General features: G+C 66.0%; 25 protein-coding genes and 1 riboswitch. Of the genes, 9 read left to right on the top strand and 16 right to left on the bottom strand.

The features are described 5' to 3' along the window. The first annotated feature begins 65 nt into the window (after positions 1-65). Together galT and galK are read left to right on the top strand one after the other, a co-directional pair. Positions 66-1,187 carry a galactose-1-phosphate uridylyltransferase gene (galT, locus tag ACYVF5_RS04455; RefSeq protein ID WP_460943762.1) on the top strand — a complete coding sequence of 374 codons (1,122 nt, stop codon included), beginning with the start codon at positions 66-68 and terminating at the stop codon, positions 1,185-1,187. Beyond that, on the top strand, positions 1,184-2,347 hold the full coding sequence (gene galK, locus ACYVF5_RS04450; RefSeq protein ID WP_460943760.1) for a galactokinase: 1,164 nt from the start codon (positions 1,184-1,186) through the stop codon (positions 2,345-2,347). The genes galT and galK overlap by 4 nt, the downstream gene beginning before the upstream one ends. Before the next feature lie 17 nt (positions 2,348-2,364). Here galK and ACYVF5_RS04445 read toward each other — a convergent pair whose 3' ends face one another. The 3 genes from ACYVF5_RS04445 to glyA form a co-directional block, all read right to left on the bottom strand. Then, positions 2,365-3,819 carry a peptide MFS transporter gene (locus ACYVF5_RS04445; RefSeq protein WP_460943757.1) on the bottom strand — a complete coding sequence of 485 codons (1,455 nt, stop codon included), beginning with the start codon at positions 3,817-3,819 and terminating at the stop codon, positions 2,365-2,367. Between the two features lie 34 nt (positions 3,820-3,853). Further along, on the bottom strand, positions 3,854-4,729 hold the full coding sequence (locus ACYVF5_RS04440) for a bifunctional methylenetetrahydrofolate dehydrogenase/methenyltetrahydrofolate cyclohydrolase (protein ID WP_460943755.1): 876 nt from the start codon (positions 4,727-4,729) through the stop codon (positions 3,854-3,856). 159 nt (positions 4,730-4,888) lie between these two features. Beyond that, complete coding sequence (gene glyA / locus ACYVF5_RS04435; protein ID WP_460943753.1) at positions 4,889-6,160, bottom strand: serine hydroxymethyltransferase; 1,272 nt, start codon at positions 6,158-6,160, stop codon at positions 4,889-4,891. Positions 6,161-6,205: 45 nt separating this feature from the next. After that, positions 6,206-6,330, bottom strand: a riboswitch (ZMP/ZTP riboswitch). A gap of 68 nt (positions 6,331-6,398) precedes the next feature. On the opposite strand from glyA, the gene nagA reads away from it, so the two are divergent. Then, entirely contained in the window at positions 6,399-7,577 is a 1,179-nt protein-coding gene (gene nagA / locus ACYVF5_RS04430) for an N-acetylglucosamine-6-phosphate deacetylase (RefSeq protein ID WP_460943751.1), read from the top strand. A gap of 11 nt (positions 7,578-7,588) precedes the next feature. On the opposite strand, the gene mnhG is transcribed toward nagA, so the two are convergent. The 7 genes from mnhG to ACYVF5_RS04395 all read right to left on the bottom strand — a co-directional run bounded on the left by mnhG (position 7,589) and on the right by ACYVF5_RS04395 (position 15,397). Then, positions 7,589-8,023, bottom strand: coding sequence for a monovalent cation/H(+) antiporter subunit G (mnhG, locus tag ACYVF5_RS04425; RefSeq protein ID WP_460943749.1), 435 nt, complete (start codon positions 8,021-8,023; stop codon positions 7,589-7,591). Further along, complete coding sequence (locus ACYVF5_RS04420; RefSeq protein WP_460943747.1) at positions 8,020-8,283, bottom strand: monovalent cation/H+ antiporter complex subunit F; 264 nt, start codon at positions 8,281-8,283, stop codon at positions 8,020-8,022. The genes mnhG and ACYVF5_RS04420 overlap by 4 nt, the downstream gene beginning before the upstream one ends. Continuing rightward, on the bottom strand, positions 8,283-8,885 hold the full coding sequence (locus tag ACYVF5_RS04415; RefSeq protein WP_460943745.1) for a Na+/H+ antiporter subunit E: 603 nt from the start codon (positions 8,883-8,885) through the stop codon (positions 8,283-8,285). The genes ACYVF5_RS04420 and ACYVF5_RS04415 overlap by 1 nt, the downstream gene beginning before the upstream one ends. Next, positions 8,882-10,438, bottom strand: coding sequence for a Na+/H+ antiporter subunit D (locus ACYVF5_RS04410; RefSeq protein ID WP_460943743.1), 1,557 nt, complete (start codon positions 10,436-10,438; stop codon positions 8,882-8,884). Before ACYVF5_RS04410 ends, ACYVF5_RS04415 begins: the two co-directional genes overlap by 4 nt. Then, positions 10,435-10,908: a sodium:proton antiporter gene (locus ACYVF5_RS04405; RefSeq protein WP_460943741.1), complete on the bottom strand. Its 474-nt coding sequence runs from the start codon at positions 10,906-10,908 to the stop codon at positions 10,435-10,437. The genes ACYVF5_RS04410 and ACYVF5_RS04405 overlap by 4 nt, the downstream gene beginning before the upstream one ends. Continuing rightward, positions 10,905-13,832, bottom strand: coding sequence for a Na+/H+ antiporter subunit A (locus ACYVF5_RS04400; RefSeq protein ID WP_460943739.1), 2,928 nt, complete (start codon positions 13,830-13,832; stop codon positions 10,905-10,907). Before ACYVF5_RS04400 ends, ACYVF5_RS04405 begins: the two co-directional genes overlap by 4 nt. Before the next feature lie 683 nt (positions 13,833-14,515). Then, positions 14,516-15,397, bottom strand: a complete 882-nt coding sequence (locus ACYVF5_RS04395) for a putative RNA methyltransferase (RefSeq protein WP_460943737.1) — start codon at positions 15,395-15,397, stop codon at positions 14,516-14,518. Positions 15,398-15,592: 195 nt separating this feature from the next. On the opposite strand from ACYVF5_RS04395, the gene ACYVF5_RS04390 reads away from it, so the two are divergent. Then, complete coding sequence (locus ACYVF5_RS04390; protein ID WP_460943735.1) at positions 15,593-17,737, top strand: sigma-70 family RNA polymerase sigma factor; 2,145 nt, start codon at positions 15,593-15,595, stop codon at positions 17,735-17,737. Between the two features lie 143 nt (positions 17,738-17,880). Here ACYVF5_RS04390 and ACYVF5_RS04385 read toward each other — a convergent pair whose 3' ends face one another. Both ACYVF5_RS04385 and ACYVF5_RS04380 read right to left on the bottom strand, forming a co-directional pair. Then, complete coding sequence (locus ACYVF5_RS04385) at positions 17,881-19,098, bottom strand: MFS transporter (RefSeq protein WP_460943733.1); 1,218 nt, start codon at positions 19,096-19,098, stop codon at positions 17,881-17,883. A 121-nt stretch (positions 19,099-19,219) separates the two neighbouring features. Beyond that, positions 19,220-20,437, bottom strand: coding sequence for an MFS transporter (locus tag ACYVF5_RS04380; protein WP_460943731.1), 1,218 nt, complete (start codon positions 20,435-20,437; stop codon positions 19,220-19,222). Positions 20,438-20,492: 55 nt separating this feature from the next. Between ACYVF5_RS04380 and ACYVF5_RS04375 the strand changes: the two genes are divergently transcribed. Next, positions 20,493-20,897 (top strand): MerR family DNA-binding transcriptional regulator, encoded by a 405-nt coding sequence (locus tag ACYVF5_RS04375; RefSeq protein ID WP_460943729.1) that lies wholly within the window; start codon positions 20,493-20,495, stop codon positions 20,895-20,897. A gap of 66 nt (positions 20,898-20,963) precedes the next feature. Here ACYVF5_RS04375 and ACYVF5_RS04370 read toward each other — a convergent pair whose 3' ends face one another. Further along, a complete protein-coding gene (locus ACYVF5_RS04370) occupies positions 20,964-21,938 on the bottom strand; it encodes a hypothetical protein (protein WP_460943727.1) in 975 nt (324 codons plus the stop codon). Beyond that, on the bottom strand, positions 21,939-22,280 hold the full coding sequence (locus ACYVF5_RS04365) for a PadR family transcriptional regulator (protein ID WP_460943725.1): 342 nt from the start codon (positions 22,278-22,280) through the stop codon (positions 21,939-21,941). A gap of 178 nt (positions 22,281-22,458) precedes the next feature. Here ACYVF5_RS04365 and ACYVF5_RS04360 point away from each other — a divergent pair, with 178 nt between their 5' ends. Together ACYVF5_RS04360 and ACYVF5_RS04355 are read left to right on the top strand one after the other, a co-directional pair. After that, entirely contained in the window at positions 22,459-22,812 is a 354-nt protein-coding gene (locus ACYVF5_RS04360; protein ID WP_460943723.1) for a YrdB family protein, read from the top strand. Beyond that, positions 22,809-24,161 (top strand): FAD-binding oxidoreductase, encoded by a 1,353-nt coding sequence (locus tag ACYVF5_RS04355; RefSeq protein ID WP_460943721.1) that lies wholly within the window; start codon positions 22,809-22,811, stop codon positions 24,159-24,161. Before ACYVF5_RS04360 ends, ACYVF5_RS04355 begins: the two co-directional genes overlap by 4 nt. A 67-nt stretch (positions 24,162-24,228) precedes the next feature. Here the strand turns inward: ACYVF5_RS04355 and ACYVF5_RS04350 are convergent, their stop codons facing one another. Together ACYVF5_RS04350 and ACYVF5_RS04345 are read right to left on the bottom strand one after the other, a co-directional pair. Further along, positions 24,229-24,483, bottom strand: a complete 255-nt coding sequence (locus tag ACYVF5_RS04350; RefSeq protein ID WP_460943719.1) for a hypothetical protein — start codon at positions 24,481-24,483, stop codon at positions 24,229-24,231. 235 nt (positions 24,484-24,718) lie between these two features. Continuing rightward, positions 24,719-25,933 carry an NADP-dependent isocitrate dehydrogenase gene (locus tag ACYVF5_RS04345; RefSeq protein WP_460943717.1) on the bottom strand — a complete coding sequence of 405 codons (1,215 nt, stop codon included), beginning with the start codon at positions 25,931-25,933 and terminating at the stop codon, positions 24,719-24,721. 159 nt (positions 25,934-26,092) lie between these two features. Here ACYVF5_RS04345 and ACYVF5_RS04340 point away from each other — a divergent pair, with 159 nt between their 5' ends. Further along, the gene (locus ACYVF5_RS04340) at positions 26,093-26,542 is read left to right on the top strand and encodes a GNAT family N-acetyltransferase (RefSeq protein ID WP_460943715.1); all 450 of its coding nucleotides are present in this window, start codon (positions 26,093-26,095) and stop codon (positions 26,540-26,542) included. Then, positions 26,478-26,846 (top strand): MGMT family protein, encoded by a 369-nt coding sequence (locus ACYVF5_RS04335; RefSeq protein WP_460943713.1) that lies wholly within the window; start codon positions 26,478-26,480, stop codon positions 26,844-26,846. Before ACYVF5_RS04340 ends, ACYVF5_RS04335 begins: the two co-directional genes overlap by 65 nt. Positions 26,847-26,993: the final 147 nt, after the last annotated feature.

Genomic DNA, 26,993 nt, shown 5'->3' with positions numbered 1-26,993 from the left:
CGTTTATTTGTCAATCGAACACCCGCGCCGTAGGATCTTGTGCGCACCCCATCAGGACGGAACCGATGAGCACCATCACCGTGCGTGAGCACACCCTTTCCGACGGCCGTGAGCTGATCTATTTCGACGACGCCGATACGCAGCTGGATCCGGCGCGTTCGCCTGACGCCAGAGCCTTGCCGGCACGGCCGGTCACAGCGACGATGCGGCAGGACCCCCTCACCGGGGAATGGGTGTCCATCGCCGCCGCGCGCCAGGATCGGGTGATGCTCCCGCCCGCGAACCTCGACCCGCTCGCCCCGCAGTCCCCCACGAACCCCTCAGAGGTGCCGAGCGACTACGACGTCGCGGTCTTCGAGAACAGGTCTCCGTCATTCGGGCCACTCCTCGTCGACGACAATGCTCCGCACGGTCTCGACGATCTCGCCGAGATCGGTGTCGGGCGCAGCCGCACCTCGGTCGGACGCTGCGAGGTGGTCTGCTTCAGCCCGCACACCGAGGGCTCCTTCAGCACCCTCAGCGCCTCACGTGCACGCACAGTGGTCGAGGCGTGGGCCCATCGAACGGCCGCGCTGAGCACACTGCCGGGCATAGAGCAGGTGTTCCCGTTCGAGAACCGCGGCGTCGAGATCGGTGTGACGCTGCATCACCCCCACGGCCAGATCTATTCATACCCCTACGTGACACCGCGAACGAAGCAGCTCCTGGCATCCGTCTCGTCATACGGGCCCTCGCTCTTCGCCGACATCCTCTCGAGCGAGCGGCAGGGCGGGCGTGTTGTGCTCTCCGGCCGCCATTTCACCGCGTTCGTTCCGTTCGCCGCCAGGTGGCCGGTTGAGGTCCATCTGCTCCCCCATCGCCACGTGCCCGATTTCGCAGCCCTCGACGATGCGGAGCGCGACGAGCTCGCTGTGCTCTATCTGCGACTGCTGCGCGGAGTTGACGCGTTGTACACCACACAGACCCCCTATATCGCGGCCTGGCATCAGGCGCCTGTCTCCGTCGGGCGCGATGACGTGAGGCTGATGCTGCAGCTCACCTCTCCGAGGCGTGCTGAAGACAAGCTCAAGTACCTCGCCGGATCGGAGGCGGCCATGGGCGCATGGGTCGGCGACGTTGCCCCCGAGCAGACCGCCGAGCGGATGCGAGACGCCATCGCACGAGCCGACAGGGAGAACCCCGTATGACGAGCGCGCTCGTCGATGCGGTCTCCGTCGGATTCGCCGAGCGTTTCGGCCGCGGTCATACGGGAATCTGGCGTGCGCCCGGCCGGGTGAACCTCGTCGGCGAGCACACCGATTACAACAACGGATTCGTGCTGCCGTTCGCCATCGACCGCGACACGGTGGTCGCACTCGCACCGCGCGCCGATCGCGTGGTGCGCATCGCATCGTCGTTCACAGACGAGACGATCGAGATCAGCCTCGACGACCTGGGTCCGGATGCGATCTCGGGCTGGTCCGCGTATCCGCTCGGAGTCGTCTGGGCGCTCGGCGAGCACGGCGCCGATCTCGCCCGCATGACCGGGTTCGACGGGTTCATCCATTCGGAGGTTCCCGTCGGCGCCGGTCTCTCGTCGTCTGCGGCGATCGAGTCGGCGACGGCTATCGCTCTTCGCGACGTCTGGCAGCTCGACCTCGATCTCGGTCAGCTCGCCCGGGTGGGCCGGCTCGCCGAGAACGTGGCCGTCGGGGCTCCGACGGGCATCATGGATCAGTCGGCGAGCCTGCTCGGCGAGCGAGACTCAGCTGTTTTTCTCGACTGCCGATCGCTTGATTCCGAGGTGATCCCGCTGAGCTTCTCGGCTCACCGCCTCGAACTCCTCGTCATCGACACCCGTGTCTCCCACGCCCATGCGACGGGGGGTTACGCGGCCAGGCGCGCGTCGTGCGAGCGGGGTGCCGCTGCGCTCGGCGTCGACGCGCTTCGTGATGTCGCGATCGACGACCTCGACTCGGCACAGCGAGAGCTCGACGATGAGACGTTCCGTCGTGTGCGGCACGTCGTCACAGAGAACCAGCGGGTCCTCGACACGGTGCGCACCCTGCGCACAGAGGGCCCGGCGGCTGTCGGCGACCTGCTGGTCGCGTCACACACCTCCATGCGCGACGATTTCGAGATCTCTGCACCGGAACTCGATGTTGCCGTGCAGACGGCTCTTGAAGCCGGTGCTGTCGGTGCCAGGATGACCGGGGGCGGCTTCGGCGGTTCGGCCATCGCTCTCGTGCGTTCGGCTGACCTCGACTCGGTGCGGCGCGCGGTGGTGCGGGCGTTCAGCGCACACGGGTTCACCGCTCCAGGCCTGTTCACCGTGCACGCTGCCGCCGGTGCCTCTCGCGTATCGTAAGCCCGTCGGGAGCGGGGTCAGCGAACCCCGCTCATCAGTGCAAGCACCGGTTTGCGTGCCACGAACAACGTGAGGCCGAGTCCGATGGCGATCACACCGAGCACCCCGAAGTACATCGCCTCAGGCACCAGGCTGTACAGTTCCGCCAGCTGACCCGAGATCGCGCTGCCGAGCGCGACCGAGAGAAAGAACAGCGCGACCATCTGGGTTCGGAATGCCTCAGGGGCGAGCTTCGTCGACACCGACAGGCCGACGGGTGAGAGCAGGAGCTCCGAGACGGTGAAAAGGAACAGGATTCCGACCAGCACGAGAAGCGGTGTGCTGTTCTCGCCTCCTCCCGACGTCGGCAGGAATGCGAGGAAAGCCAGCCCCATGCCCGCAGTGCCGAGTGCGAATTTTATCGGCGTGGACGGCTGGCGTCGGCCGAGCTTGGTCCACACGGCCGCGAACACCCCCGAGAGCACGATGATGAAGATCGGGTTGATCGACTGCACCCAGCTGACCGGCATCTCCCATCCGAACAGGTCACGGTTCAGCTGTGTGTCCGAATAGATCGTGATGACTGTGAACTGCTGCTGGTAGAGCGACCAGAAGGCGACGCTCGCGATGAAGAGCGGGATGAACCCGAACACCCGTTTGCGTTCCACGGCGTTCACACGGCGGCTGCTCACGATCACAACGAAGTACGAGACCGAGGCCACGAGGATGACCCCGATGACGACTGCGGCGATGTTCTCGGCGGTGATCAGGCCGGTGAACACACAGATGACGATGAGAACTATCGAGATGACGGCGATGCCGATCACCGGCATCCGCTTCTTCGCGGGCAGTGGATTGGGCACATGACTCGCGTTTGCGGGCAGTTTCTTTCTTCCGAACGAGTACTGCACGAGCCCGATGGCCATGCCGACGGCTGCGAGCCCGAAACCGTAGTGGAAGCCCAGGTTGGTCTGCAGCAGACCCGTCAGGATCGGCCCCAGGAACGCACCGAGGTTGATCCCGAGATAGAACAGAGAGAAGCCGGCGTCCCTGCGGGCGTCCTCGGGTCCGTACAACGTGCCGACAACGGATGTCGCGTTCGCCTTCACGCCACCGCTGCCCGCTGCCACGAGCACCAGGCCGACGAGCACACCGGCACCGCCGGGCAGCAGCGACAGGGCGACGTGGCCGCACACGATCACAACCGCGCTGTAGAACAGGGTGCGCTCGCTGCCGAGCAGGCGGTCCGCGACCCACGCGCCCAGGATCGTCGCGAGATAGACGGCACCGCCGTAGGCGCCGACGATCCCGGCGGCGACGGATTCCGGAAGCCCGAGACCACCCTCTGCGGCCGTGTAGTAGAGGTACAGCAGCAGGATGCCCTGCATGCCGTAGAACGAGAACCGTTCCCACATCTCCACACCGAAAACGGTGGCCAGGGATTTCGGCTGCCCGAAGAACGACCTGGCGGGAGAGCTCTCGGTGCTCGTCATCTCTGCAGACTACAACGGAACGGACACATCGCCCTCAGCGACGCTCGGCAGCCTCGACCACGTTCGCAACGAGCATTGCACGCGTCATGGGCCCGACTCCGCCCGGGTTCGGCGAGAGCCAGCCCGCCACCTCTGCCACCCCGGGATCGACGTCGCCTGACAGCTTCGCCCTTCCGCTGTCCGTGGTGCCCACTCGGGTCACCCCGACATCCATCACTGCCGCCCCCGGCTTGACCCACTCCGGTTTGACGAGGTGCGGAACGCCGACGGCCGCGATCACGATGTCTGCCCGGGCGACCTCCGCGGCGATGTCGGGGGTGCGCGAGTGGGTCAGTGTGACCGTCGCGTCGATGCCCTTGCGGGTGAGCAGCAGGCCGAGCGGGCGACCGACGGTGATGCCGCGGCCGATGACCGTGACGTTCGTGCCCGCGATCGGCACGTCGTTCCGACGGAGCAACTCGATGACCCCTGCCGGTGTGCACGGCAGTGGTGAGTCGAGGTCGCCGGACACACCGAGAACGAGCCTGCCGAGGTTTGTCGGGTGCAGGCCGTCTGCGTCTTTGTCCGGGTCGATCGCCTCGAGCGCGGCGTTCTCGTTCATGCCGTCGGGAAGCGGCAGCTGCACGATGTAACCGGTCACCTCTGGCGCATTGTTGAGGTCGCGGATGGCGCTCATAACATCGGCTTCCGTGGCGTCGGAGGGCAGTTCGACGGCGATCGACTCGACACCGACCTCGCCGCAATCGCGATGTTTTCCGGTGACGTAGCTTCGTGACGCCGGATTGTCGCCGACCAGCAGCGTGCCGAGCCCGGGTGTGATGCCGCGCGAACGCAGATCGGCGACCCGCGTGGCCAGCTCTTCTTTGATGGCGGATGCCGCAGCGAGGCCATCCAATTTCGTCGCCGTCACAAAAACCTCCGTCTGTGTTAGTCGCTGTCGTGTGCTTTGTGTGCTTGTGTCTCAGCTGCCTCGATGTGGCCTTTCCGGACGCATGTGCCGGTTCCACCGGCCACGTGCGTCCGGAAAGGCCACATAGAGGGTGGTCGGCGAGGCTGCCGACCGTGCGCGCTACTGCTGCAGGCCCGGATAGAGCGGGAACGCCTCGGTGAGCGAGGCCACCCGCTCGCGCAGCGCACCCAGGTCCGCTCCGGGGCGCAGTGCCAGCGCGACGACGTCTGCGACCTCTGTGAACTCGGCATCCCCGAATCCGCGGGTCGCGAGTGCGGGGGTGCCGATCCGCAGGCCGGATGTCACCATCGGCGGGCGGGGGTCGAAGGGAACGGAGTTGCGGTTGACCGTGATCTTGACTTCATGAAGCGCGTCTTCAGCCTGCTTGCCGTCGAGCGGCGACGTGCGAAGGTCGGCCAGCACGAGGTGCACGTCCGTTCCCCCGGTGAGCACATCGACGCCGGCTGCCCTCGAGTCGTCTGAGGTGAGACGGTCGGCGAGGATGCGCGCGCCAGACAGGGTGCGCTGCTGGCGATCGGCGAAGTCGTCGCTCGCCGCGAGCAGGAACGCCGTGGCCTTCGCGGCGATGACGTGCATCAGCGGGCCGCCCTGCTGGCCGGGGAAGACATTCGAGTTGATCTTCTTCGCGATGTCTGCATCGTTCGTCAGGATGAAACCCGAGCGCGGGCCCCCGATGGTCTTGTGCACTGTGGACGACACCACGTCTGCGAACGGCACGGGCGACGGGTGCAGACCGGCGGCGACGAGACCGGCGAAATGAGCCATGTCGACCCAGAGCGTTGCGCCCACCTCGTCTGCGATGTCGCGGAAAGCCTGGAAGTCGAGCTGACGCGGGTACGCAGACCAGCCGGCGATGATGACCTTCGGTTTGTGCTCGATCGCCTTCTCGCGCACCACGTTCATGTCGATGCGGAACGTCTCGGGGTCGACGCCGTATGCGGCGACGTTGTAGAGCTTGCCAGAGAAGTTCAGCTTCATGCCGTGCGTCAGGTGACCGCCGTGGGCGAGCTCGAGCCCGAGGATGGTGTCACCAGGCGAGGCGATCGCGGACAGTACCGCGGCGTTCGCAGACGCACCCGAGTGCGGCTGCACGTTCGCGAACTTCGCGCCGAACAGGCTCTTGGCCCGTTCGATGGCGAGGCTCTCGGCGACGTCGACGTATTCGCAGCCGCCGTAGTAGCGACGGCCGGGGTAGCCCTCGGCGTACTTGTTGGTGAGCACCGATCCCTGCGACTGCAGAACAGAGACGGGCACGAAGTTCTCGCTCGCGATCATCTCGAGATACTCGCGCTGGCGCCCGAGCTCCTGCTCGAGCACGGCGGCGATGTCTGGGTCGACTTCGGCGAGGGGTGCGTTGAACGTGTCGGTCATCCTGGCTCCTTTGGTGTCAGCGGCGGACATCCGTGTCGATCGATCCGTATCGGCCCAGGCGTGCGGCCGAGTCCGCCCCATGTAAAGGTGCAGGGTCGCTCCCCGATGGTGACCATCTGAGGCGGGTTCCCGTGAGGGAGCCCGTCTATACGCCAGTTGCGACAAGGCAAGCATAACAGCGGATGCCGCCATGCACGGAACAGGGCGGCACGCGTCGGCGATGTGGTTGACTCGCAGCATGAGCCCCCCGCGCACGCTGATACATTCCGCCAGGCTCGTGTCTCACAGACGCATCGTCGACGACGCCTGGGTGCTCTTCGAGCGAGACCGGGTCGGCGAGGTCGGCACCGGGAACGGCTGGCACGACAACGGCCTGTTGTGCTCCGGTACGACGATCGTCGATGCGGCGGGAGACTGGCTGGTCCCTGGATTTGTCGACATACACGGCCACGGGGGCGGTGGCGTCTCGTATGACGACGGCCCCTCCGGACCGGAGACCCTCGATCGGGCTCTTGCGGTTCATCGAGAGCGCGGAACAACCAGGTCCGTGCTCTCGCTGGTCACAGGTTCCCTGGACGACCTCTGCTCCCGGCTCGCCGTCATCGCCGACCGCTCGTCGAGCGATCCCACAGTTCTCGGCGCCCATCTGGAAGGCCCCTTCCTGAGCCCGGCTCACAGGGGCGCCCATGACCCCGAGCATCTTATGCCGCCCGATGACCACGCCATCGGCAGGCTTCTCGATGCCGGCCGCGGGGCGATCACGCAGATCACCCTCGCTCCTGAGCTCGATGGCGGGCTGCGTGCGGTCGAGCGTTTCACCGAACAGGGGGTGAGGGTGGCCGTCGGCCACACGGATGCGAACGACGAGCAGGCCCGCGCCGCCTTCGACGCGGGCGCGAGCATCCTGACCCATGCCTTCAACGGTATGAACGGAATTCACCACCGTGCCCCTGGACCGGTTGTGGCGGCGATGGCGAGCGACGGGGTCACCCTCGAGATCGTCAACGACGGTGTGCACGTGCATCCGCACGTGGTCGGCATGGTGTTCGCCGCCAGCCCCGGTCGTGTGGCGATGGTCTCGGATTCCATGGCTGCGACGGGTGCTCCGGACGGCGAGTATCTCCTCGGATCGCTCCCGGTGACGGTCTCTCACGGCGTCGCCAGGTTGACGCACGGAGGCAGCATCGCCGGGTCGACCATGACCCTCGACACCGCGCTCCGCCACGCCGTTCAGAGCTGCGGCGTCGATATGGTGACGGCGGTGACTGCCGTGACGGAGACCCCGGCGCGGGCTGTCGGCCGGTCAGACCTCGGTATGCTCGCACCTGGCTGCGCCGCAGACGCCGTGCTGCTCGGGAGCGACCTTCGGGTGATCGGCGTCTGGGCGGCGGGCGAACGCGTCAGGTCAGACCTCTGACCTTCTGCGAGTCACTTCTCGGAGGAGCCGCTCTGAGAGGAGGACTCACCGCCGGCGGACCCGCTCTCAGAGGAGGACTCGCCCCCGAAGGATTCGCTGTCTGCGCGGTGCACACGATCCGCGAGGTCGTCCCTGATCAGGAGGTCTCGTCTCACATGGTCGGTGCGATAGGCGGCCCGTCCCACCATGTGCGCCGAGAGGGGCGCTGTGAGCGACTGGAAGAGCAACACGGCCACGATGACCGTGACCGTGGCGAGGTCTGGGCTCGAGAAGGCGATATCGGCGCAGATGACGATCAGGCCGAAGATCTGAGGCTTCGTGCCGGCGTGCAGCCGCGAGAGCACGTCTGGGAATCGCAGGAGCCCGACCCCGGCCGCGAGGCACATGATCGCGGCCACCAGGATCAGGACGGCTGTGACGTAGTTGTGTGCGTCGTCGGGAGTCATGCGTCGTCCTGCTTCGACATGAATCGTGCTGCGGCGACTGAGCTGACGATGGCGAACAGCGCGAGCACAAGCATGATCGGCAGTGTGTCGGTGTGGCGGTTGATGGCCATCTCGGCCCCGACTACGCACATCACCGTCACCACAAGCACGTCGCTCGCGACCACCCGGTCGAGAAGGCTCGGGCCCCGCACGATCCGATAGGTCGCCGCCGCGGCCGCCACGGTGAAAAGCACACCGGCTATGAAGAGGATAACGAGCATCAGCCGGCCTCCGTGTCGTCGTGTCGCTCGCTCCGCACGTCGAGCCTCGCTTCTCTGCCCTGCCGAACGCGCTCGACGTCTTGGGCTGAGCCGACCGCGTGAGCGAGCCTTGACTCGGTTCCGAGGATCTTCGACCTCACACCCTCGAGATCGTCAGCGCCGGTCACGTTGAGCGCGTGCACGTAGAGCACGGATTCCTCACGGTCGATGTCGACCACGATGGACCCTGGCACTATCGACACAGAACCGGCGGTCCAGGTCATGATGAGGTCAGAGCGTGTGTGCAGGGCGACCGCGAGGATCGCGTTGCTCGGCTCATACCTCGGCTTCAGCACAAGCCACGCGACCTCTATCGATGCCAGGACGATGTCGACGAGCAGCCGTGAGAAGTAGACGACGACGTACCAGGGATTGACCCGCCCGCTCCAGTCGATCGCCGGAAGAAAGAACACGGCAGCGACGACGACGGCCAGCACGATTCCCGTAAGGATCGTCAGCAGCGAGAAATCGCCCCAGAGCAGGGACCAGAGCAGAACGAGTCCAACGGTGAGGACGAGCCTGCTCCAGATGCTCGTCGCCCGGCGTTCGGTGACAGGGCTCATTCCTCATCCCCGTAGACGATGTTGACATAGGTGGAGTGCTTCTCGACATCGCCCGCCGCCCGGGCGGCGAGATCGAAGAGGGGTCCGGCGAAAACGGTGAGCATAACGGTGAGGGCGATGAGTCCCGTCGTCGCCCCGACCATCAGGCGCGAGATCTCTTTGACCTTCGTTGTGCCCGAGTCGTCAGGGCTCTCGCTGAGACTCGCGAGCAGTGGTGATTGGTAGTCGGCCACCTCTGTGTTGTCACGCCAGAACGCCATGTTCCAGACTCGTGCGAGAGCATACAGCGTGAGCAGTGACGTCAGCGCGCCGGCCGCGATCAGGACGTATGCAAGGGGAGTCCCCGCCGCGACCCCGGCTTCGAACAGTCCGACCTTGCCGAGAAAGCCCGAGAACGGCGGGATGCCGCCGAGGTTGATCGCCCCGACGAAGAACAGAACCGCGACGAGCGGCGACTCTTTGAGCATGCCCCCGAGCCTGCTGATCGACGTTGTGCCCCCGATCCGCTCGATGAGGCCGACGGCGAGGAACAGGGCCGTCTGAACGGCGATGTGGTGAACGATGTAGTAGATCGTTGCGGTGAGACCCAGCTGATTGCCGACCGAGATGCCGAAGATCATGTATCCGATGTGACTGACCAGGGTGAACGAGAGCAGACGTTTGATGTCGGCCTGTGCGAGTGCTCCGAAGATGCCGATCACCAGGGTGAGGAGCGCGATCACCATCAGCAGGTTGTCGATGTCGACGTCTGTGAAGATCACCGTGTCTGTGCGGATGATCGCATAGACACCGACTTTCGTCAGCAATCCGGCGAACACAGCGGTCACGGGCGCCGGCGCGGTCGGATACGAGTCCGGAAGCCAGAACGAGAGGGGGAACACGGCTGCCTTCACGAAAAAGCCCATCAGGAGCGCGAGGCAGAGGATGAGTTGGATGTCGCCGGGCAGCTCCCGCGCACGCTCCGCTATCTCGGCTATCGTCACCGTTCCGGTCGCCCCATAGATCAGCGCTATGGCGCTGAGGAACAGCAACGACGACATCAGGCTCACGATGATGTAGGTCACGCCGGCGCGAATACGAGCACCCGTGCCTGCGAGGGTCAGCAGCACATAACTCGCCGCGAGCAGCATCTCGAACGCGACATACAGGTTGAACAGGTCGCCGGCGACGAACGCGTCGAACACCCCGGCCGCGAGAATGAGGTAGGTCGGGTGGAATATCGAGACAGGTGTCTCGCGATCGCCGTCTGCCAGGCCCTGCCCGATGGCGAAGACCAGCACGCCCAGCAGCATCAGCGATGAGATCACCAGCATGATCGCCGACAGCCGGTCTGCCACGAGCACGATGCCGAACGGTGCGTCCCATCCGCCGACATGCATCGCCAGCGGCCCGTTGGCGTCCACTGCGACGAGCAACACGATGCTGAGCACGGCGACGGCGGCGAGGCTCACGGTGCTGACCAGGATCTGGGCGCGGCGCTGCCGGCCGAGCATCAGTGCGGCGGCGGCCCCCACCATCGGCAGGGTCACGACGAGCGCGACGATAGCGTTCACGTAGGGTTACCCCCTTGGCGCGGTCTTGACGGATGTTCGTCGCTCGCGTCGAGCACGTCCTGCACCGCCTCTTCGTCGATGTCGACGGAATTGAACGTCGCCTCAGTGGATGTCTCGGTGTCAGAGCGGTGTTCGTCTGGAAGCACATCTCCCTCGTCGCCCAGGCGGGCGAGCCACCACGAACGATAGATCAGCGCAAGCAGGAATGCGCTCAACCCGAAGTTGATCACGATCGCCGTGAGCATCAACACCTGCGGAAGGGGATCGACCATGTTGGCGTCTGAATCGGAACCGGTCACGATGGGCGCTGATCCGTCCGGGCCGCTCATGATGAAGATGAGCAGGTTCGTCGCGTTGCCGACGAGCAGGAACCCGATGAGCACGCGCGTGAGGCTGCGCTCGAGCATGACGTAGATGCCCGCTGCATACAAAACGGCCATCACAACGATCAGGGCGAGTGAGGCGCTCATCGCATCGCCCCGCTCCGCTCGTCGGTGTCGCTTGAGCTCTCAGGGTTGCTCTGGTCGAAATCCGCCTCGTCGAGCTGGCGGTCGATCTCTGCGCCGAGACTGCGCAGAATGTCGAGCGTCAGCCCGACGACGACCAGGTAGACACCGACGTCGAAGATGGTCGACGTGCCGAACGAGATGTGGCCGAGCAGCGGCACGTCTGCCTCGACGTAGGCGGACTCGAGGGCCGGCCCGCCGAAGAAGAGCGACACGATCGCCATTCCGACAGAGAGGATCAGGCCGGAGCCGAGCACCTTGCCCGGATCGATCGGCACGGCTTCCACGAGCTCATGCCTGCCGCCTGCCAGGTAGCGGAACACCAGCGCGAGACCGGCAACGAGTCCTCCCGCGAAACCCCCGCCGGGCGCGTTGTGGCCGACGAAGAGCAGAAACACCGACACCACTATCGCGGGGTGGAAGATCAGCCTGACGACGACCTCGAGAATTACCGATCGGTGGTGCGGCGAAATCGTCTCACCGGCGATCAGCCAGGACTGACGACTCGACGACGAGTGGGCGTCAGAGATGACGGCGTCTGAGAAGACGTGGCCGCGCTGTCGGCGGCGGCGCTTGCGACGTGCGCCCTTGAGGCGGTCGACGGATGCCACACGACCGGTCACGAAGATCAGGCTCGCGATTCCCGTCGCCATCACCACGAGCACTGAGATCTCCCCCATGGTGTCCCACGCGCGGATGTCGACGAGCATCACGTTGACGATGTTCGCACCGTGCGCCTCTGTCGCCAGCCTCGGGAGCTCCGAGGAGATGCTCTCGTGCTGCCGCGCCCCGAGCGCGATCACCGCGATTGTCGCCATCACGGCACCGACCGCGATGCCGACGAGCGCGCGGCCAACGGGCTTCACCGGTTTGTTGTGCTGCGCGATCTTGTTCGGCAGCCGGCGAAGAACAAGCACGAATGCGACGATCGTGGCCAGTTCGACGAGCGCCTGCGTGATGGCGAGGTCCGGGGCGCCGTGCAGCGCGAACAGGGTGACCAGGCCGAAGCCGGTCACACCGACGAGCAGAACCGCTGTCATCCGCTGCCCCGCAGATGCAGCGGCGACGGCCGCGACGGCCATGACCGCCGCGATGAAGACCTGCGAGGGGTAGTCCCACAACCGGATGCTGTCCGGCCAGGTGCGATTGACCGCCGCCGCCATGCCGAGCGTAAGAACGAACACGACGAGGATCGTGGCGAGGTACTTGGGAAGACCTCCGCGCTGCGCGAAGATCGTGACACGCGCCGCGAGTCCGTCTGTGAAGCGCATGATGGCCCAATAGCCGTGAGAGCTCTCGATGAGCGGCGGCACCGCGTCCTGCACGCGGGCCACCCACAGGCGCCGCCAGAAGAGCAGAAGCCCAACGGTCACAACGGCAGCCGACACGGCCAGCGCCGGTTCGAATCCGTGCCAGAGTGCGAGGTGAGCGGTCAGCTCCCCCGGCAGGCTTTCGGCATAGGGAGCGATCAGCGGATCGAGCCAGGCGATGGCAATCCCGAAGACGACGGTGCCGAGGGTCAGTGCCGCCGGGGCGACGAGGATCCCGGTCCCCTCCGACCGCAGCGGTGTGGGCTCGGCATCACGACGCGTGGCGAAGGCGCCCCAGATGAATCTCGCGCTGTATGCGACGGTCATCGCCGACCCGATCGCCGCGCCGATGATCGCGAGCCAGCCCCAGCCGCTCCCGGCGACCGCCGCGTCGATCAGCGCCGTGAAGACGCTCTCCTTCGACGAGAAACCGAGAAGGGGCGGCAGGCCCGCCATCGAAGCCGCTGCGATGATCGCGAGAGTCGCCAGACCGGGCGCGCGACGCCCGACGCCCGAGAGCTGGCGCCAGTCCCTGGTGCCCGCGCGATGGTCGATGATGCCGACCACAAGGAACAGCGTCGCCTTGTAGAGCGCGTGTGCGATGAGCAGCGCCACACCGGCGAGCGCAGCATCCGGCGTGCCGAAGCCGACGACGACCATCAGGAAGCCCAGCTGGCTGACGGTTCCGTATGCGAGCAGCAGCTTCAGATCGTACTGACGCATGGCACGCCAGCCGCCGACGAGCATCGCCAAGACCCCGAGCCCGACGACGAGGGGCATCCACCCCGGCGTCTCGGCGTATCCGGGGGCGAGGCGTGCCACCAGATACACGCCGGCCTTCACCATCGCCGCAGCGTGCAGGTATGCGCTCACGGGGGTGGGTGCGGCCATGGCGGCCGGCAGCCAGAAATGGAACGGGACGATCGCCGATTTCGAGAGTGCGCCGACCAGGATGAGAACGATCGCCAGGGTGGCGAGAGGGCCGTCTGCGGACGCCTCGACGATATCGTGAATCGACGTGCTCTCGGTCAGGCCCGAGATCACAACGATGCCCACCAGCATCGCGAGGCCGCCGAAGGTGGTGACCAGAAGCGCCTGGAGCGCCGCCCCCCTGCTCTCTTTCCTTCCGGTGTAATGCCCGATCAGCAGATACGAGAGAACACTCGTGATCTCCCAGAACACGAAAAGCACATAGATGTTGTCTGCGGTCACGAGGCCGTACATCGTTCCGGCGAAGGCGAGCATCAGACCCGCGAAGCGCCCGAGGCTGGGCTCGTCAGCAGAGAAGTAGCGAGCGCAGTAGACCAGCACAAGCGCCCCGATGCCGGTGACGACGAGGGCGAGCACCCAGCTGAGGGCATCCACTCTGAACGACAGGGCGATGCCGAGCTGCGGCACCCAGGGGACCGACTCGGTGACGGCCTCGGCTGCCATCACACTCGCTCCCTGTGTCAGCGTATAGCCGAATGCGAAGGCCGGCAGCAGTGCGAGCGCGTAGAAGACCCGCGTTGAAAGCCAGGCCGTGAGAGCAGGCGCGCCGAGAGAGAGCAGAAGGAACGTGAGCAGTAGCAGCGCCATCCGGGTCTCTCGGTCGAGGCGGGTGATGGAACGACCAGTTTACCGGTGCGCCGGCCCGGGGGTGACACCGCGACAGTCAGCGGTCGGCCTCTCCACAGGGGGCTAGCCGCCATCGGGTGGGCCTGACGGGCTCGATGAGGCCCGATGGCAAGCGGGCTCCGCCACGATGGAGCCCGCGTGGGCCCGGATGGCATGGGGCTCCCCGGGAATCGCAGACATGCGTATGCCGTTTGAGACATACACGCGCAGAGGCGGTGGGAGCCGGACGCTCCCCCGAGCGTCCGGCTCCCACCTGGTTCCGACGAGCTGAGCGCATGCGCTCCCCCCTGCTCGCCGGGCCTGACGCAGTTCGGGTCTGATCAGGACTGTGTGCCGCCCGTTCTGGCCGAATGGGGCGGTGCCGCCGTCGGGTGCCGGTGGCGATTCGTCTGTCTAACGCGTCGAGCGGTAGTACCGCGGTCGCCGGACGTATGCAGACGAAAAGGCGAGGGCGACCGATGCCGCCGCGCTGACAACGGCGACGACAATGAGTGTGGTGAGTGCATCCATGTTTTCTCCATCGCATCGGCTCGGTGAACCGTGGGGTGCCGTTGCCCCTCACCATGAGAGAGCATTCACAGGGGGAATCATGACGCGGGTTTCCGAAACAATCTCGCCCTCGCCTGGGCATCGGTGTCAGCGGGTCAGACGGCAGGGTGCTTCTGGGCGCGGAGCGCGTACCTGGCCACCGTCACCGAGACGGTGACGAGCGTTTCGTCGCCGAGCGCGTCGATCCGTTCGCGAAGCGGACCGGCTTCTGTGTGGTGCGCGTTCGGCCCCATCCTGACGTCGTTGAAGACGTCGTCCCTCGTGAGCCGCACGCCGTATTCGACGTCGTGCGCCGCGACTCTCGTGAACCGGGAGAGCTGCGCGTCGAGTCGCTCCTGTTTCTGGGAGTCGACACCGATGAGAGAGAGCTCTCGCCTCAGCTCCTGAAGGTGTCGCGCGGTGGGGGTCACAACGATGAGCTCACCGGCCGGGTGAAGCACGCGGGCCATCTCGTCGGCGTTCCTCGGCCCGAAGATGCTGAGCAGTCGTGTCGCCGAGCCGTCTGCGAGGGGAAGCCGGCGCCAGGCATCCGCTGTGGCGGCCGCCTGGCGAGGGTGTGCCCGAGCTGCACGACGTGCGGCGAACGGCGAGAGGTCGAGCGACAGGCCGACGAGCCCCGCGCGGGCCTCGAGCACGTGCGACAGGTAATAGCCCGTTCCGCCGGCGATGTCGACGCACAGGCCGGCCGTCGACGCCGGGATGGCGGCAGACACCGCATCGGCGATCGGCAGGTAGTGCCCGGTGGCCAGAAAATCGGCTCGCGCGGCGACCATGTCGGCGTCGTCGCCGGGTGATGTGCGTCTCGCCCCGGTCAGAAGCGATGCGTAACCCTGCTTCGCCAGGTTGAAGGCATGCCGGTCGCCGCATCGCAGCTGCCCCTCAGCCGGTTCAAGAGCCTGCCCGCACACGGGGCAGGCCAGTGCAGCGAGCACCGGGTCGAGTGCACCCGGCAGTCTGTGCTGCGCATGTTCGGTCACTTCTCAACGCTAACCCAGCTGTCGTTATGGCCGGCGTCGCCCTGTCGTTGTTCTGCGGCTCGGCGGCGCCGATCAGGAGTACATTGTCAAATGGCTGTGAATCCTCGACAATTGTCGAGACGTCACGTCATAATCTGCCCGGCCCGAGGCTCTCTCACCCGAGGACAGTTTTGTCGGAGAGGACTCAAAAAGACAGTGACCCCACCCATAGGCCGCGAGGCGTCGTTCGCCGATGCCTCTGACGCGCAACTCATCGAGTGGTCCCGCGCCGGAGACAAAGCGGCGTTCGGCGAGCTCTGGCGTCGTCACTACAACGCCGGCCGAACGGTGGCCAGATCGTTCACGTCGAGCCTCGATCCCGATGATCTTGTGCAGGAGTCGTTCGCCAAGATCTTCCAGGCCGTGCAGAAGGGCGGCGGACCGACCGGCTCGTTCCGTGCCTACCTGTTCACAACCATCCGCAACACGGCAGCAGCGTGGGGCCGTGCACGCCACGAAACGTCTATCGACACCCTCGAATCGTTCGAGGACCCGAACACCAATGAAGACGCCAGCCTCGAAGCGCTCGACCACGGACTCACCGCCCAGGCGTTCAAGAGCCTCCCGTCGAGGTGGCAGGAGGTGCTCTGGTACACCGAGATCGAGCAGATGACCCCGCAGCAGACGGCGCCGTTGCTCGGCATGAAACCGAACAGCGTCGCTGCGCTGGCCTACCGGGCCCGCGAGGGCCTGCGGCACGCGTGGATCCAGGCGCACCTGAAGGCGGCCCCAGAAAGTTCGGACTGCCAGTGGACGATCGAACGGCTGCCCGGCTATGCGCGGGGAAACCTCGGGGAACGAGACACCCGCAAGCTCGAAGAACACCTCGACAGCTGTTCGCGATGCACGATCGTGGCCGCCGAGGCGAAAGACGTCTCGTCGCGTATCGCACTCGTTCTTCTGCCGCTGACGGCGGGGGTGGCCGGCACGGCCGCCTACCTCGCGTGGCTGCAGCAGGGCGGCCAGCATGCCGCGGCGACGATGGCGATGCCCGCGTCGGTCACGGGTGGTGCTGCCGGTGCTGTTTTCGTGCACGGCTCGGCAGGTGCAGCGGATGCCGCGGGCTCCTCCATGGCGGGCTCCCCCGCCGGTGGCGTCACGGGTTCACTCGCTGGTACGCCGACCGCAACGGCCGGTGGGGGAACAGCATCGAGCATCCCGGCGGCCGCGAGCGGATCAACGGGAGGCGGGACTGCGACGGGCTCTGTCGTCGGTTCCGGGGCGAGGTCGTCGAGAGCAATGACGGGCGCGTCAGCAACAACTGTTGTCGTCGGAGCGGTGGCAGCGACTCTCGTTGCGGCGGGTGTCGCAGCTGCCGTGGTCTTCGGTCCGACGCTGTTCGCTCCGACGAGCCCTCCGCTGGCGGATACGAGCCAAGCGCCGACAGCCGATCCCGACTCTCATGCCGGCACTGACGCTGACACCGAGCGGGACACAGAGAGCGAAGCGGAGTCTCCACCGATTGCGCCCCCGCTCACCCCGCCAGATGGCGAGGATCGCACCGTGCCACCGCAGCGGACACCGTCTCCGCCAGCCTCTGCTCCCCTCGTGCCCACCATCGGGCAGCCGGAGTCACCACCGCCGACCGAGCCGACGACTCCTCCCATCGACCCGGGCACCGGCGGAGAGGACCCGGACCCCGACCCGGACGACCCGGACGACCCTGCGCCTCCCGTCGTCTCCGTCGATGACGGTGGCGGGATGTTCGTCCCGATTTTGAGCGGAACCGCTGTTCCCGGCAGTACGATCACGATCACCGAGGTTGCGTCCGCTGCACCGCTGTTTCTCGCGCAAGCGGATCCCGCTATAGACCCAGCGGATCCCGCTGTAGAGCCAGATGTTCCTCTCGCAACCACAACGACCAACAATGACGGAACCTGGTCCGTCGAGCTGGACAGCGGCTTGAGCCCAGGTGACTACACCGTCTCGGTTCGCCAGACGACGACCAACGGCACCTCAGCGGAGTCACGGATTTCCTTCAGCCATTCCTTCGTAGAGCTCGCCATTGTCGATCCGATCGACGATGACAATCGGGTGACAGCCAATCGCACCAAACAATATTTCGAGGTCGAGGTGCGCAGCAAACCGGGGAGCACCGTGCGACTGGTGATCAACGATATACCCCTGGAAACGCTTCAAGTGAGCGACTCGAACGGTGTCAGTGTGCACCGTGTCAACGGTCCGTTCCCCGCACCATCGTCGAGCTATTCGATCGTCGCGCAGTACGTCGCTCCCCACCCCTCGGGCACCGGACTGCGTCTTGGCTTTATGTCGGCTCCCGCCATCGTGACGTTCGTCTGAGTGGACTCACACAACGATCAACGGCTTCGTCGATGCGGGCTTTGCCTGGCCGCCGTTCGCAGAATCAGCGCCCCACACTCGGTCCAGATGCCGCACCAGACTCCGGAACCCGGATCTCAGGGACGAATCGGATGCCACGAATTTCAACGGCGCGCGCGAGAGATAACAAGGGTCGTCGACACGATCGCGAGGCCGACGAGCGTGAGCACGATGTTCGAGAACGGCAGCGCTTCAAGCCCTTGCCAGTCGAGGAGCAGTGCTCCCATCGCGGCTCCCGCCCCGATACCCACGTTGAACGCGACCGTGTAGTACGCGCTCGCCGTATCGCGGAACCTCTCGCTCGCGGTGTGCAGCATCCGCGTCTGCAGCAGAGGCGGAACAAGGCCGAATGACGCGTTCCAGACGAAGACGGCGGCGATCCCGAGCCAGAGGTTCTCTCCGATGATCGCGAGCACGATGACGGCGAGCGCACTGGCGATGAGACCGAGCACCAGCCCCAGGCTCGATCGCTTCGCGAAGACGGTTCCAGACAGGACGAGACCGATCGCTCCGGCGGAACCCGCAACGAACAGCACGATGCTAAGGTATTCCGGCGCGACGCCGACGCGATCGATCAGGTAAGGCGCGATATAGGTGTAGAAGCTGTAGTTGCCGATCATCAGCAGGCCGACGACGACGCAGATGACGACGACGGGAGCGATCGTGCGGTCGCGTCCAGCGGTGCCGGACGCATCCTTGTGGTCGCGTGAACGCGACACCTTCGGCAGCCAGCGCAGAACCACGGCGGCACCGACGAGCAACAGGGCGGAAACGGCGACGAACGACCAGCGCCATCCGATCGCGTGACCGAGTGCCGTGCCGATCGGCACACCGAGCACGAGCGCGATCGTGCCGCCGGCGAGAATGATCGAGACGGCGCGTGCCAGTTGTTCCCTGGGCACGAGATGCGCGGCGTATGCGGGCACAAGCGACCAGAAGAGTCCGTGCGCGAGCCCGCCGAGCACTCGGCTCGCCAGCACGAGCTCATAGCTGGGCCCGACGGCCGTCAGCAGGTTGGCGACGCCGAGCACGGCGATCACGGTGACGAGCAGCGCGTGTCGGGGAATCCGCACGGTGAGGGCGCTGAGCGGCGCTGCAGAGATCACGACAGTGAATGCGAAGATCGAGACGAGGAGTCCGATCTGCGCCTCGGTCACACCGAGTTCCCGGCTCATCTCTGGCAGCAGGCCCGTCGGCATCATCTCGCTCGAGATCGCGAGAAAGATCCCGACGCTGAGGGTGATCAGGCCGATCCAGGGGAAAGGTGTGCCCGGTCTCGCCGGTTCGGCTCCCGGAACGAGGGGAATGGGAGTAGTGGTCATCGCGAGAGTCCACGAGGCGTTCGCTCGATGCCGACGATCCGGTCTGATCCGCCGCAGGGAGCTCGTCTTCGCGCCGATGTGCGCGCCCAGGGCTCGCGGTGACCGCGAACCGCCTGCAATTCTAGCCGACAGCCGCCCGCCTGCGCGCACTGACCGTGGTTCCGACGGCGACGATGAGCGCAACCGCCGACATACCCGCTGCGAACAGCGCTATCGAGGCGGGCCCGCTCTGCACGTCGAGCATCCCTCCGACAAAGGCACCGGTGCCGATCCCGAGGTTGAAGAACACAACGAGTGACGCGCTCGCGACCGGACGAAGCCGGTCGGAGGCCAGGCGCAACGTGCGGGTCTGTGCGAGCGGAGGGAGCGCACCGAACGCCAGGCCCCAGAGCGCAACGCCCGCGACCACGACCGCAGCGCTGCCTGGAACGGCGGCGAGCATCACGAACGCGACGGTGAACAGCACGAGTGCATAGGCGAGCGAGGCCGCGGGCCACCGATCGGCGACGAACCCGCTCGCGATGAGCCCGCCGGCCCCAGCCGCGCCGAACACGAGCAGGAGCACGCTCGTCCACTCCCCGCCGAAGCCGGCGCTCTGTGAGAGGTACGGGGTGATATAGGTGAACATCGCTGTGTGCGCGAGAGCGAGGAATGAGGTGGTGAGCCCTGCGCCGAGCACAGGCAACGCACTGGGATCACGCCAGAATCGCACCCCTCCGTCGTGACGGCCTGTGCCCGGTGTGACCGAGGGCATCCGGGTGAAGACGACGACGGCGACGATCGCCATCAGCAGGGCGATCGCTGCGAAGGTCATCCTCCAGTCGAGGGCGTGAGCCAGAGCTGTGCCGAGCGGCAGTCCGATCACGTTGGTCAGCGCCACCCCGCCGGCGACTATCGAGATGGCGCGACCCAGGTGGCTGCCAGACACCAGCTGGCCCGCATACACGAGCACGATCGCCCAGAACAGGCCGTGTGCCGCGGCGGCGATCACACGTGAGGCGAAGGCCACCTCATAGCTCGGCGCGAGGGCGGTCAGCGCGTTCGCCCCGGCGAAGATGAGGAACGACACCCCGATCACCAGCCTGCGGTCGACGGATGCCGTCAGCCGCGCGAGCGGGATGCTCACGATGATCGTCGTGAGAGCCCATACCGTGACGAGCACACCGATCTGAAGCGGCTGCACACCGAAACTGGCCGCCATCTCGGGCAGGACCCCGGCGGGAATCATCTCGGCCGTCACCGCCGCCATCACCGCCGCAGAGAGAATCACGAGTTTCCCCAGCGGAAAGCGTGTCGCTTCGGTGCCGAGAACCGTCGGAACCGGTGTTGTCGTCGTCATAACAGTCAGACTAAACTTTGACACTAATGTTAATGTCAAGCTTGCGGAGGCAGCGGTGAAGATCGGCGAACTGTCGGAACGCACAGGGGTGCCGACGCGGATGCTGCGGTACTACGAAGACCAGGGCCTGCTGCACTCGGAGCGCAGCGCGAACGGGTATCGGTCCTATGGCGAGGATGCGGTCGCCCGGGCGATCGAGGTGCGTGGCCTCATCACATCGGGCCTGTCGTCGCGTCTGGTGAAAGCCGTGCTCGAGATGCGAGCGCACTGTGGCGAAACCCGCGCTGAGGCGTGCTCACTGGATTTCGCCCGGGCCCTTCTCGACGAACTGGTCCAGCTCGAGACGCGCATCCAGTGCCTCACCGCGAGCAGGGACACCGTGCTCGGATTCCTGGAGCGCTCCCCCCACGCGGCGCTCGTCGACGAGACCAGACGCACGCTTCGGGCACGTCTTCCGTGAAGCGTAGAACCCTGCGGTGGCGCATCGTTGGTGGCGTCCCGAACATCCGTGATGAGCATCTCGGGGTCACTCCAGGGTCGATGGGTGCCGTGATGTCGACCAGCTTCGCCGAAGGGCGACGACCGCGTCGATCGCTGCGACGATGCCGAGCGCGACGAAGAGGAACTTCGCCGTGCTGTCCGCTTCCGCCGAGACGAACACGACCCCGCCGAGCGTCCACCACAGGAGAAGGCCGACCATCACCAGGTCCAGCACGCCGCGAACGCGCAGCGTGTTCGCGGTCCAGCGCCCGGCGATGAGCACGACCACCTGGAGTGCGAACGGGGCAGCCCAGGCCAGCAGGACCCACGGCGCCCGGAGCCGGAGGAATTCGGGGTCGAGCGCGAGGGCATCCCGCACCGGGGCTGGCAAACCGGGCGCCCAAGTGGCGAGCCAAGGGAGTGCGACGACAACGGTGGCACCGAGCAGCGCCGCCCCGAGCGCGGCGACGGTCGCCGAACGACTCACCAGGTCGCGGTCGATCGCCCGCGGCGAGGCAGGCGCCCAGGCCTTTGGTGTGGATTCACGCCGGCGATCGACCAGTGCGCCGATGAGGACGTAGGTGATCATCACCCCGGGCCACCAGAGGGCACCGAGGCCCGGGCCGAACCACCACGCGGTCAGGCGTCCCCACCATTCGTCTGCGCCGTAGTCCCAGCCGATCACCGGCGTGATGCCGAGCAGGGCAGCGGGCAGTGTGATCGCCCAGATGAGTGCGACGCCGCCGAGGGTGAGCCAGGTGAATCGGGGGGCGTCGGATGGCCGGATGATCGTGAAGCCCGCCGGGCGGTAGCGGTCGGCGACCTCCTGCGGGCGGCCGAACTCCGTGAGCAGCCCCATCGTGAGGACGGAGTCTGTCGAGCGCCCGGCTTCCGCCGCCCGGCCAGCCAGCTCGTCGTCGAGCAACGAGCGCAGCTCGCGGGCGACGTCGGCGCGTTGACGGCGTGGCAGGTACCGGACCACGTCGCCGACGTAGCTGTCGATGATGACCTTGGGGTCCATTCAGTCCTCCTCGTTCAGGAGTCGGTCCATCACCGACGCCAGCGACCCCCATGCAGAGGTCAAGTCTTGGTAGAGCCCGCCGCCGAGCGCACTGAGCCGGTAGTAGCGCCGCGGCGGGCCATCGTCGGCCTGCCATTGCGACACGAGCAGCCCTTGGCTCTCGAGTCGGCGCAGCAGCGGGTAGAGCGTGCCTTCCTCGATCGGCATCCCGCGTTGGGCGAGCGCCTGCCGCAGGGAGTACCCGTACTGCTCCGTGCGCAGTTGGGAGAGTACCGCCAGCACCAGGACGCCCTTGCGAAGATCCTGTTCGAGACGGCCGAGCTGTGTCGGGCTATCTACCATGCGACACACGTTACATAGTGACACACAGTACTGCAAGCCCAGCTCACCAAATGCGTGCGGCCGCCACGGCGCTATTCCGATCGCGGCCGGGACCCCTCACAAATCCTCATCGCGACGGCGTTTGCACGGCCGTCACCCGCCAACCCCTCCGCCGAGGCCGCTCCCGTAGACTTGACCGGTGCAAGAAACCCGTTCCGACGTTCGCATCGGCCCCAACGAGATCCTCAGGTTCTTTCTCGAGCTCTTCGCCATCGTGAGCCTCGGCATCTGGGGATTCCTGGCCTGGCCGTTCCCGTGGAACGTTGTGATCGGCATCGCCGCTCCCGTCGTCGCCATCGTGCTCTGGGGGCTCTTCCGCTCCCCGAAGGCCGTTTTTCGCATCGACGCCTTCGGCAAGGGGTTCGTCGAGCTGGTCGTGATGGGTTCTGCGATCTTCGCCTGGATTCACCTCGGCGTTCCCGTTGTGGCGATCGTGTTCGGGGTTCTCGCCGTGGTGTCCGGGGTGATCAACGGGCGACGCGAGTTCCGGTGAGTGTCGTCGATCGGCTCGTCGAAGCGCTCGGCGACGCGGTCAGCATCGATCCGGCGCAGCTTGACGCCGCGCGGGCAGACATGTCTGGTCACCGAAGCACAGCCCGGCCCGCGGCGATCGTTTATGCGCGCTCCGTCGACGACGTGCGCCAGACGATGCGCATCGCAAGCGCAACGGGCACTCCCGTGGTCACGCGCGGCGCCGGAACCGGTCTCGCCGGTGGCGCGATGGCATCCCACGGCGACATCGTGCTCTCAACCCTCGGAATGAACCGGGTGCTCGAGATCAACGAGCCCGACCTGCTCGCCGTCGTCGAGCCCGGGGTCATCAACGCCGACCTCAACGCCGAGCTCGCACAGCGGGGTCTGTGGTTCGCCCCTGACCCGGCGAGCAAGGCCATTTCAACCGTCGGCGGCAACATCGCGACCAACGCGGGTGGACTGCTCTGCGCAAAATACGGTGTCACGCGTGAGGCGGTGCTCGGACTCAAGGTCGTTCTCGCAGACGGCAGGCTGCTCACGCTCGGGCACCGCAGCGTCAAGGGTGTGACCGGACTCGACCTCACCGCTCTGATGGTGGGGTCAGAGGGTCTGCTCGGCGTGATCGTCGAGGCGACCGTGCGCGTCCGTCGCGCCGTGCCTGGGCAGGTCGCGACGATCGCCTCGTTCTTTCCCTCGGTGACGGATGCCGCTGCCGCTGCGGCTGCGATCACCGCTGCGGGCATTCAGCCCTCGGTGATGGAGCTGATGGACGCCGAAGCGCTGCGCGCCGTCGAAGCCGTTCTCCATTTTGGAATGGCGGCGGACGGCGAGGCCCACCTTCTCGTGCAGACGGACGGGCCAGCCGCAGCCGCCGAGGCGGACGCCGCGATGGGGATCATCCTGTCGCTCGGCGGTCGAGGCGAGCTCGCACCGGATGCCGCCTCTGGCGAGTGGCTGCTCGAGATCCGTCGGGCGATGCATCCTGCCATGGAGAAACTGGGCACGACCCTCATCGAGGATGTCTCGGTGCCGCGCAGCGCACTGCCGGCGATGTTCCAGGCGATCGACGACATCGAACGTCGCTTCGGCATCCGGATTCCGACTGTCGCCCATGCCGGAGACGGCAATCTGCACCCCAACTTCGTCTTCGCCGGCACAGAGGTGCCCGATCACATCTGGCTCGCCGCGGACGAGCTGTTCCGGGCCGCACTCGCACTCGGAGGCACCCTGACCGGCGAACACGGCATCGGCATCCTGAAGAAGCGCTGGCTCGGCGACGAGCTCGGCTCAGACCAGCTGGAGCTTCAGCGGCAGATCAAGAACGTGTTCGACCCACAGGGGATCCTGAACCCGGGGAAGGTGTTCTGACCTCACCGGTTGCACGTCGGATGGCCTCGTCGTGTGAGCCGAAGAGGCGTACCGTGCCGTCGTGCGGCTACTGCTTCGAACGGCGGATCCTCGCCAGCACGAACACAACAACACCGGCGACCACAAGAGCGCCCGCGATCCACCAGAGCCACGTTCCGTTGAAGCCGGTGTCGGCCAGCGGGCCGCTCGGCGCACGAGATGCCGCTGAGGCCGCGTGCGCCGTGGCGAGCACGAGTCCTGTCGAGACCACCACTGTGCTCACCAGTGCGGCGAAGAACCTGTGCATCCCCGTGTGCCGGGGCGATCGATTCGAATCGGCCAAAGGAGCTCTCCTGTCTGCGTGAATGCGTGTCATCTGCGTGTTCCCCTGTCGATATGTGCCTCTGCCTGTGCCGACCTGCTCAGGGCGGTCTTCTCAGAACCTACCCGACGCGCGCGCCCTTGGACACTGTGCCCGTAGATGCCGTCACGGCATCCATCGCAGGCACGAGTGCGGACGCTGAGAACGAACAGGGCCAGTGCGTCGTCTGCCCTGGCCGTCTCGTGCGGGCGGCGGACTACGCCATACGCGCCTGGAGGTTCTCGTCAAGAGTCGCGAGGAACTCCTCTGTCGTCTGATAGCCCTGGTCCGGGCCGACGAGCAGAGCGAGGTCCTTGGTCATCTTGCCCGACTCGACGGTCTTGACAACGACGTCCTCGAGTGTCGACGCGAAGTCGATGAGCTCCTGGTTGCCGTCGAGAGTGCCGCGGTGTGCGAGCCCACGGGTCCATGCGAAGATCGAGGCGATCGGGTTCGTCGAGGTCGGCTTGCCCTGCTGGTGCTGACGGTAGTGGCGGGTCACGGTGCCATGAGCGGCTTCCGCCTCGACGACCTTGCCGTCCGGAGTGGCGAGGACGCTCGTCATCAGTCCGAGCGAGCCGAAGCCCTGTGCGACGGTGTCGGACTGCACGTCACCGTCGTAGTTCTTGCAGGCCCAGACGTATCCGCCCTCCCACTTCATCGCCGATGCGACCATGTCGTCGATCAGGCGGTGCTCGTAGGTCAGGCCCGCCGCGTCGAACTGCTCCTTGAACTCGGTGTCGAAGATCTCTTGGAAGATGTCTTTGAACCGGCCGTCGTATGCCTTGAGGATCGTGTTCTTCGTCGACAGGTAGACGGGGTAGTTGCGGTTGAGGCCGTAGTTCAGGCTGGCGCGGGCGAAGTCGCGGATCGATGCATCGAGGTTGTACTGCACCTGAGCGATGCCGTCGCCCGGTGCCTGGTAGACCTCGAACTTCTGCGGCTCGCCGCCGTCGTTCGGGGTGAACTCGACGGTCAGCGTGCCCTCGCCCTTAAAGAGAAAGTCCGTTGCGCGGTACTGGTCGCCGAATGCGTGACGGCCGATGATGATCGGCTTGTTCCACCCCGGGACCAGGCGCGGGATGTTCGAGATGATGATCGGCTCACGAAAGATCACGCCGCCGAGGATGTTCCGGATGGTCCCGTTCGGCGAGCGCCACATCTTCTTGAGACCGAACTCCTCGACACGAGCCTCGTCTGGTGTGATGGTCGCGCACTTGACCCCGACCCCGTGCTTCTGGATGGCGTGGGCAGCGTCGATCGTGATCTGATCGTCGGTCTCGTCACGCTTCTGGATGCCCAGGTCGTAGTACTCGAGGTCGATGTCGAGATACGGGTGGATGAGCGTGTCTTTGATCTTCTGCCAGATGATTCTGGTCATCTCGTCGCCGTCGAGTTCGACGACGGTGCCGTCAACCTTGATTTTTGCCAATGGAATAGCTCCTATAGTCGCGGGGCTCAGCTGGGCCGCCGACTAGCTTACCCGAGGCGTTCAGTTACCTTGATATCGAGAGATTCGTTCTGCTGTGGTTTCGCTGCGGAGTGCTCGTCCCGACTATCCGCTGCAGCCGACGGCCGCTAACCTGAATGCATGGGTGAGTTGAGACTTGAGGAATTGTCGGCGAACACGATTGTCGCGGTGAACGCGCTCACGCTGAAGCCGGGGCAGGAACAGTTCATCGCACCGGTCTCGTACTCGGTCGCCGCAGCCGTTGTCGACCCCGCGACCACCTGGCAGCGTGTTGTGCTCGACGGCGACGAGGTCGTGGGCTTCATCCAGGGCAATTTCGATTCACAGGCCGAAGAGGATTTCCGCAGCATCCTGTGGAGAATCAACGTCGACGCAGACGACCAGCGTCGCGGGGTCGGAACGTATGCCGTCGAGCAGCTGCTCGCCGAGGCCAAACGTCGGGGCTTCGACTACGTGAACGTCATCTACGAGCCCGGCGAGTCCGGCCCGGAATCGTTTTTCCGCTATGTCGGGTTCGAGCCCGCCGGCGAGACGCCGTACGGCGAGACGATCGCCGTACACCGGCTCTGAAGGTGCACAGGCTCTGAACGAGGACTTCACGACCGCCGTCATCGAGGTGGTCGAGAGCATCCCGCCCGGGCGGGTGATGAGCTACGGGCAGGTGGCCGCCATGATCGGCTCGCGGTCTGCGCGTGGTGTGGGCCGGGTGATGGCGCTCTACGGCGAGAACCTGCCCTGGTGGCGGGTCGTTCGTGCGGGCGGTCACCCGCCGCAGTGTCACGAGGCATCCGCACTCGAGCACTACCGCGATGAGGGAACACCCACGCTCGAGTCGGTCAACGGCTACCGGATCGCGCCATCCGCCTTCGTGTGACCCCGCTTTCGTGTGACCCCGCCCTCGATGTGACCTTTCCGGACGCAGGTGGCCGTCGCAACGGGCGCATGCGTCCGGAAAGGCCACAGAGAGACGTCGCAGAGTATCCCTCGATGGCTGAGATGAGCCGCCGGTGAGGTCGGGTCC

This window comes from Okibacterium endophyticum, assembly GCF_054780075.1.
Note: the sequence above shows the minus strand (reverse complement) of the source record. Positions and strands in the feature narration are given on the sequence as shown.

Coding starts and splice junctions, on each gene's coding strand:
- galT (WP_460943762.1), top strand. CDS start 66: ATGAGCACCATCACCGTGCGTGAGCACACCCTTTCCGACGGCCGTGAG.
- ACYVF5_RS04415 (WP_460943745.1), bottom strand. CDS start 8,885: ATGAGCCCTGTCACCGAACGCCGGGCGACGAGCATCTGGAGCAGGCTC.
- ACYVF5_RS04385 (WP_460943733.1), bottom strand. CDS start 19,098: ATGACCACTACTCCCATTCCCCTCGTTCCGGGAGCCGAACCGGCGAGA.
- ACYVF5_RS04405 (WP_460943741.1), bottom strand. CDS start 10,908: ATGAGCGCCTCACTCGCCCTGATCGTTGTGATGGCCGTTTTGTATGCA.
- glyA (WP_460943753.1), bottom strand. CDS start 6,160: ATGACCGACACGTTCAACGCACCCCTCGCCGAAGTCGACCCAGACATC.
- ACYVF5_RS04335 (WP_460943713.1), top strand. CDS start 26,478: ATGTCGGGTTCGAGCCCGCCGGCGAGACGCCGTACGGCGAGACGATCG.
- galK (WP_460943760.1), top strand. CDS start 1,184: ATGACGAGCGCGCTCGTCGATGCGGTCTCCGTCGGATTCGCCGAGCGT.
- mnhG (WP_460943749.1), bottom strand. CDS start 8,023: ATGACTCCCGACGACGCACACAACTACGTCACAGCCGTCCTGATCCTG.
- nagA (WP_460943751.1), top strand. CDS start 6,399: ATGAGCCCCCCGCGCACGCTGATACATTCCGCCAGGCTCGTGTCTCAC.
- ACYVF5_RS04365 (WP_460943725.1), bottom strand. CDS start 22,280: ATGGTAGATAGCCCGACACAGCTCGGCCGTCTCGAACAGGATCTTCGC.
- ACYVF5_RS04445 (WP_460943757.1), bottom strand. CDS start 3,819: ATGACGAGCACCGAGAGCTCTCCCGCCAGGTCGTTCTTCGGGCAGCCG.
- ACYVF5_RS04400 (WP_460943739.1), bottom strand. CDS start 13,832: ATGGCGCTGCTACTGCTCACGTTCCTTCTGCTCTCTCTCGGCGCGCCT.
- ACYVF5_RS04370 (WP_460943727.1), bottom strand. CDS start 21,938: ATGGACCCCAAGGTCATCATCGACAGCTACGTCGGCGACGTGGTCCGG.
- ACYVF5_RS04340 (WP_460943715.1), top strand. CDS start 26,093: ATGGGTGAGTTGAGACTTGAGGAATTGTCGGCGAACACGATTGTCGCG.
- ACYVF5_RS04380 (WP_460943731.1), bottom strand. CDS start 20,437: ATGACGACGACAACACCGGTTCCGACGGTTCTCGGCACCGAAGCGACA.
- ACYVF5_RS04420 (WP_460943747.1), bottom strand. CDS start 8,283: ATGCTCGTTATCCTCTTCATAGCCGGTGTGCTTTTCACCGTGGCGGCC.